General features: G+C 64.5%; 6 protein-coding genes. All 6 read left to right on the forward strand.

Features of this window, described 5'->3' with window-relative positions; all coding sequences use genetic code 11:
• Positions 1-916 (forward strand): ABC transporter substrate-binding protein (locus EN914_RS19710; protein WP_164778806.1); only part of this gene is annotated, 916 nt, incomplete at its 5' end.
• A gap of 82 nt (positions 917-998) precedes the next feature.
• Positions 999-2,081, forward strand: coding sequence for an ABC transporter ATP-binding protein (locus EN914_RS19715; RefSeq protein ID WP_024502106.1), 1,083 nt, complete (start codon positions 999-1,001; stop codon positions 2,079-2,081).
• Positions 2,081-3,007, forward strand: coding sequence for an ABC transporter permease (locus EN914_RS19720; protein ID WP_013528517.1), 927 nt, complete (start codon positions 2,081-2,083; stop codon positions 3,005-3,007). The genes EN914_RS19715 and EN914_RS19720 overlap by 1 nt, the downstream gene beginning before the upstream one ends.
• Positions 3,004-3,804, forward strand: a complete 801-nt coding sequence (locus tag EN914_RS19725) for an ABC transporter permease (RefSeq protein ID WP_024502107.1) — start codon at positions 3,004-3,006, stop codon at positions 3,802-3,804. Before EN914_RS19720 ends, EN914_RS19725 begins: the two co-directional genes overlap by 4 nt.
• A 61-nt stretch (positions 3,805-3,865) precedes the next feature.
• Entirely contained in the window at positions 3,866-5,452 is a 1,587-nt protein-coding gene (gene ggt, locus EN914_RS19730; protein WP_024502108.1) for a gamma-glutamyltransferase, read from the forward strand.
• 88 nt (positions 5,453-5,540) lie between these two features.
• The coding region (locus tag EN914_RS19735; protein ID WP_164778807.1) for an AMP-binding protein at positions 5,541-6,424 on the forward strand (884 nt) is incomplete at its 3' end.

A 6,424-nucleotide genomic window follows, 5' to 3' on the forward strand; every position in this document is an offset into this window, starting at 1 on the left:
GACCAAGGCGTTCTTCAAGCCGACCGCCGACGCGCTCGGCATCACCATCAAGGAGGACACCACCAACGGCCTCGACGACGTCCGGCTGCAGGTAACCGGCAATGCAGTGAAATGGGACATCACCGAACTTGGCGCCGACGAATGCGCGCGCGGTTCGAAGGAAGGGCTGTTCGAGAAGCTCGACTACGGCATTATCGACAAGAGCGGCATCAACCCCAAGCTCGTCCATGACGACTGGGTAGGCATATCCTACACCTCCGTCGTGCTGATCTACCGCACAGACGTCTTCGGCGACAAAGGCCCCAAGACCTGGGCCGACTTCTGGAACGTGGAAAAGTTTCCGGGACGGCGCGCGTTGAGCGGCAGCCAGGCGACCGAAACGCTGAGCGTCGCGGCTCTCGCCTCGGGCCTGCCGATCGACAAGGTCTATCCCGTGGATGTCGACGGCGCGCTGAAATCGGTCGACAAGATCCGTGGCCATGTCGACGCCTGGTGGACCTCCGGCGCTCAGGCCATGCAATTGGTCAAGGATGGCGAGGTCGACATGGCAAGCATCTGGAACGGCCGTGCCGGCACCTTGAAGAAGGAAGGCGCGCCGGTCAGCTTCTCCTTTGACCAGGGCGTGCTGACCGCCGACTGCATGGTCATCCCCAAGGGTGCCAAGAACAAGGAAGCCGCGATGAAGGCGCTTGCGATGTTCGTCAGCCCGCAGCTGCAGGCCAATCTGCCGCTCTACGTCGACAATGGCCCAGTAAACGAGAAGGCTTTCGAGACCGGCAAGATCCCGCAGGACAGGATCAAGGACATCAATTCGGCGCCCGAAAACGTCAAGAAGCAGGTGTTGCAGGATGCAGAATTCTGGCGCGACAATCTGGTCGAGGCGACGGAAAAGTTCAACAACCTGGTCCAGCAATAGGCTGCGGACACAAGCTTACGGCGGGCAGCGTAACCAGCCACTGCCTCGCCACCTGTTCTCTGCGGCTAAGGAGCGAAAAATCTTGTCCATTGCGCCATCCGCGTTGCCCATCGGCATGCGCGGGATCGAGAAACGATTTGGCAGCGTGCCTGTGCTGCGCGACCTTAACCTCGATGTCGAGGCCGGCGAATTCCTGACGCTGCTCGGCCCTTCCGGTTCCGGCAAGACGACGCTGCTGATGATCCTGGCCGGTTTCGTGCGGGCCAATGCCGGCTCGATCAGGGTCGGCGGCGACGAGATCATCACCACGCCGCCGCACAAGCGCAACATCGGCATGGTGTTCCAGAACTACGCGCTGTTTCCGCACATGAACGTCTTCCACAACATCGCCTTTCCGCTGAAGCAGCGCGGCGTCGCCGCCGCCGAGACGGCCGAACGTGTCGAGAAGGCGCTCGATCTGGTGAAATTGCAGGGCCTGGGCGAGCGCCGGATCGACCAGCTCTCCGGCGGCCAGCGACAGCGTGTGGCGCTGGCGCGCGCCATCGTCTTCGAGCCGCGCATCGTGCTGATGGACGAACCCTTGTCGGCGCTCGACAAGGGCCTGCGCGAGCACATGCAGATCGAGCTGCGCGCCCTGCATCGCCGGCTCGGCATGACCACCGTCTATGTCACGCACGACCAGCGCGAAGCCATAACCATGTCCGACCGCATCGCGGTCATGAACGCCGGGCGCATCGAACAACTCGACAAGCCTGAAACCCTCTACGCCAGGCCGCAAACGCGATTTGTAGCCGGCTTCATCGGCGAATCGAATTTCATTCCGGTCGAGTGCCGCAACGGCTCCGTCTGGTACGAGGACCGGAGAATCCATACCGCGGCACCAGTGCCGGCGGCAGGCCAGCACCTGATGGTGGTGCGGCCGGAAAAGCTGCGGCTCCTGGCAGACGCCGAACCGACAAGCGGCGTCAACGTGCTCGAGGCGAAAGTCAGCGACATCATCTATCAGGGCGACAGCTTCGTCTGCTACGCGGCGTTGCGCGACGGCCGCCAGCTGACTTTGCGCGACTATTGCCGCAGCGATGTGCTGGCCAAAATGCCGGCGCCCGGCCAGCCAGTCTCATTCGGTCTCGATGCGCAGGACACGATCCTGGTGGCGGCAGACTGATGAGCGCGCAGCCCGCCCTCATGGAAGAGATCGGCAGCGCCGCAGGCCGGGAGCTCAACACGCAGGGACTTCACGCCGACGCCCGGCGTGAATCACTACGGCTGCTGGCGCTGTTGTCGCCAAGCCTGCTTCTGGTCTTCGCCATCATCATCGTGCCGATCGGCTGGCTGTTCTGGCTGTCGCTGTTCGACGAAGCGGGCGGCTTCAGCGCCGCCAATTATGCGCGATTCTTCGAGCAGGCCTCCTACATCAAGACCTTCATCACCACCTTCAAGGTCGCCTTCATCGTCACCGGCGCCTGCGTGCTGCTCGGCTATCCCTTGGCCTACATGCTGTCGCAACTGCCGCGGCGGGCGGCTTCGATCTGCCTGATCTTCGTCATCCTGCCGTTCTGGACATCGGTTCTGGTGCGCACCTATGCCTGGCTGGTGATCCTGCAGCGCAAGGGACTGATCAACAGCTGGCTGATCGATCTCGGAATCATCAGCCAGCCGCTATCGCTCGCCAACAATTTTTCCGGCGTCGTCATCGGCATGACGCATATCTTGCTGCCGTTCCTGGTGCTGCCGCTCTACGCTTCGATGAAGACCATCGACACCGACTGCCTGCGCGCCGGCATGAATCTCGGCGCCGGCCCGACTGCCACCTTCCGGCAGATCTTCTTTCCGCTGTCGCTGCCAGGCCTCGCCTCGGGCGTGGTCATCGTCTTCGTGCTCTGCCTGGGCTTCTTCGTCACGCCGGCTTTGATGGGCGGCGGCAAGGTCATCATGTGGGCGATGCGCATGGAACAGACCACCAGCCTCTATTCAAACTGGGGCGCGGGTGCAGCACTGGGCGTGGTGCTGCTGGTGGTGACGCTGGCGCTTCTCGGCCTGTTCCAGTGGCTGCTCGGCGCGCGTGCCACCGGCGTGTGGAGTTCACGATGAGTAGGGATCTCGGCCTGCCTATCTCGCACCGGCAACGCCTATGGCTCTATTGCCTCGGCGGCCTCGTGCTGCTGTTCCTGATCGCACCGTCGATCATCATCGTCATCATGTCGTTTTCCGATTCGACGCTGCTGCAATTCCCGCCGCAGCAATGGTCGCTGCGCTGGTACCAGGCCTATTTCGGGTCGCTGGAGTGGCGCGATGCCACGATCGTCTCGGTCAAGGTGGCTGTCATGACAGTGCTGGTGGCGACGCCGCTCGGCACCGCGGCCGCCTATGCCATCAACCGGGGCACGCTGCGCTTCAACGGCACCATCAACGCGCTGCTGACGGCGTCGCTGATCGTCCCTGTGATCCTGATCGGCATCGGCACCTTCTTTCTCTATGCGCGCATCGGCCTCAACAACACGCTGACCGGCCTGGTCATCGCGCATACGGTGCAGGCGCTGCCGTTGGTGGTGCTGACCGTGCTGTCGGGATTGCGCTCCTACGACATGAACCAGGAGCGCGTGGCGCGCAGCCTCGGCGCCGGCCGCGTCGCCGCCTTCTGGCAGGTGACGATGCCGCAGATGCGCTTCTCGATTGTCTCGGGCGCGCTGTTTGCCTTCATCACCTCCTTCGACGAAGTGGTGGTTTCGCTGTTCATATCGGGCGGCGAGACGACGACATTGACGCGCCGTATGTTCAATGCGCTGCGCGACCAGATCGACCCGACGATCGCCGCCATCTCGACCTGCCTGATCGTTCTGTCGGTCGTGCTGTTGTCGGTTGCGCAGATCTTCGGCCGGCGGCATTGATTTCACCAGATCAATTCGCAGTGACCAATTTGCAGAAGTGACTAGGGGATATTCAGACAGAATGCGTGATTTCCAGTTTCCCGGCCGCTCGCCGGTTCGGGCCACCGAGGCGGTTGCCGCGACCTCGCATCCGCTTGCAACGCTTGCGGCCATCGACATGCTGCGCTCCGGCGGCAATGCCATGGACGCCGCGGTCTGCGCCGCCGCCGTGCAGGGTGTGGTCGAGCCGCAATCGACGGGCATCGGTGGCGACTGCTTCGTGCTTTATTCTCCCGGAGGACAAGGCAATGTGCTGGCCTTCAACGGCTCGGGGCGAGCGCCGGCCAGGGCGACGGTCGGCTGGTATCTCGAAAAAGGCTTCGACCGCATCCCGCTGCAGGGTCCGCATGCGGTCACCGTACCGGGCGCCGTCGACGCCTGGAGCCGCCTGCTCGAAGACCATGGCCGCAAGGGCGTTGCCGAGGCGCTGGCGCCGGCCATTCACTATGCCGAGAACGGCTATGTCGTGCACGACCGCGTCGCCTTCGACTGGGCCGAGCCGGAGACCGACCTGTCGGCCGACGAGCATGCCGCGCGCATCTTCCTGCCCGGCGGCAGGGCGCCGAAGGCGGGTGACGTCCATCGGCAGCCGGAACTGGCGGCGACCTTGCGCATCATCGCCAAACACGGCCGGTCCGGTTTCTACGAAGGCGCGGTCGCCGACGATATGGTGAGCCGGCTCAACGAATTGGGCGGACTTCATACGGCCGAGGATTTTGCCGCGACCAGAGGCGACTATGTGGCGCCGGTCAGCACCTCCTATGGCGGCCATGAGATCCACCAGATGCCGCCGAACAATCAGGGGCTGACGGCGCTTTTGATGCTCAATTTGCTGTCGGGCTTCGAGCTTGGCGGGCTCGACCCCAATGGCGCCGAACGCCTGCATCTGGAGATCGAGGCCGGGCGCCTGGCTTACCGCGACCGCGACCGCTATGTCGGCGACCAGGACCATGTCCCGGTGCCCCTGAAGCAGCTCCTGTCCGGCGCCTATGCCGACCGGCTACGCGCCGAGATCGACCGCGACCGCGCCATGACGCATCTGCCGCGCGTCGAGCTGCCCGGCAGCGACACGGTCTATATCTCCATCGTCGACCGCGACCGCAACGCGGTCTCCTTCATCAACTCGACCTATTATTCGTTCGGCAGTGGCGTCGTCGGCCCGAAGACCGGTATCGTGCTGCAGAACCGTGGTTCGAGCTTCCGCCTCGACCCGGCGCATCCGAACGCGATCGCGCCGGGCAAGCGGCCGATGCACACGATCATGCCGGGCATGGCGACGAAGAACGGCCGCGTGGTGATGCCGTTCGGCGTCATGGGCGGCGGTTACCAGCCGTTTGGCCATGTCCACCTGCTCACCAACATGATCGATTTCGGCATGGACCCGCAGCAGGCACTGGATGCGCCGAGGGTGTTTTACAACGATGACACAGTGGAAGCCGAGCGTGGCGTTCCCACTGATGCAACCGAGGGCCTGCGCCGGCGCGGCCACCGCATCGCCGAACCGCATCATCCGCTTGGCGGCGGGCAAGTGGTGCTGATCGACTGGGAGAAGGGGACGCTGACCGGCGCTTCCGATCCGCGCAAGGATGGTTTGGCGCTTGGCTATTGAGGCGATCCGTTGTCCAATGGCGCCCATATCGAGGCAAGCCCGTCAGAAGGGCTCTCGCCAGTAATCGTTCGAAATCCAGCCGGTGATCATGACCCAAACTGAAACCCACGCAGATCTCTCCCGCCGTCTCGCCGCCGGCGCCGACGACGCCCCCGCCATTCTGGCGCCCGACAGGGCAACGCTCAGCCATGGCGGATTGCGCAGCATGATCGCCGACACGGCAAAACAGCTGCATGCGCGCGGCATCGGCCGCGGCGACAGGGTGGCGATCGTGCTGCCGAACGGGCCCGAGATGGCCACCGCCTTCGTCGCCGTGGCGGCCGCCGCCTCGACGGCGCCGCTCAACCCCACCTACCGGGCCGACGAGCTCGATTTCTACCTGACCGACATCGGCGCCAAGGCGATCCTTGTCGCGGAGGGTGAGACCGGCCCCGCGGTGACGGTGGCCGAACGCCTCGGCATCGGCGTGCTGCGGCTTGTCGTGCAGCCCGGCACACCCGCCGGCAGTTTTGCTATCGAGGGCGCGGCGATCGGACCGAAGGCCGCGCCCGACATGGCGCAAGACAGCGACATTGCGCTGCTGCTGCATACCTCCGGCACGACATCGCGTCCAAAACTGGTGCCGCTCAGCCATGCCAACATCGCGGCCTCGGCAGCTCATATCGGCGGCACGCTTGGCCTGACGGCCGATGACCGTTGCCTCAATATCATGCCGCTGTTCCACATTCACGGCCTGATCGCGGCCGTGCTGTCGTCGCTGGCTGCCGGCGGCAGCATCTACTGCACGCCGGGTTTCAACGCGCTGCGCTTCTTCCAGTGGCTGAGCGAGGCGCAGCCGAGCTGGTACACGGCGGTGCCGACCATGCATCAGGCGATCCTGGCCCGCGCGGCGCGCAACACCGAGGCGCTGGCGGCGGCGCGCCTGCGCTTCATCCGCTCGTCCTCGGCGTCGCTGCCGGCGCAGGTAATGAC

This window comes from Mesorhizobium sp. M7A.F.Ca.CA.001.08.2.1, assembly GCF_003998455.1.
In the GTDB taxonomy this organism is placed as follows: Bacteria; Pseudomonadota; Alphaproteobacteria; order Rhizobiales; family Rhizobiaceae; genus Mesorhizobium; species Mesorhizobium ciceri.

Bases quoted from the DNA above. Each gene is read 5' to 3' on its own strand.
- EN914_RS19720 (WP_013528517.1), top strand. From the start codon at position 2,081: ATGAGCGCGCAGCCCGCCCTCATGGAAGAGATCGGCAGCGCCGCAGGC.
- EN914_RS19725 (WP_024502107.1), top strand. From the start codon at position 3,004: ATGAGTAGGGATCTCGGCCTGCCTATCTCGCACCGGCAACGCCTATGG.
- ggt (WP_024502108.1), top strand. From the start codon at position 3,866: ATGCGTGATTTCCAGTTTCCCGGCCGCTCGCCGGTTCGGGCCACCGAG.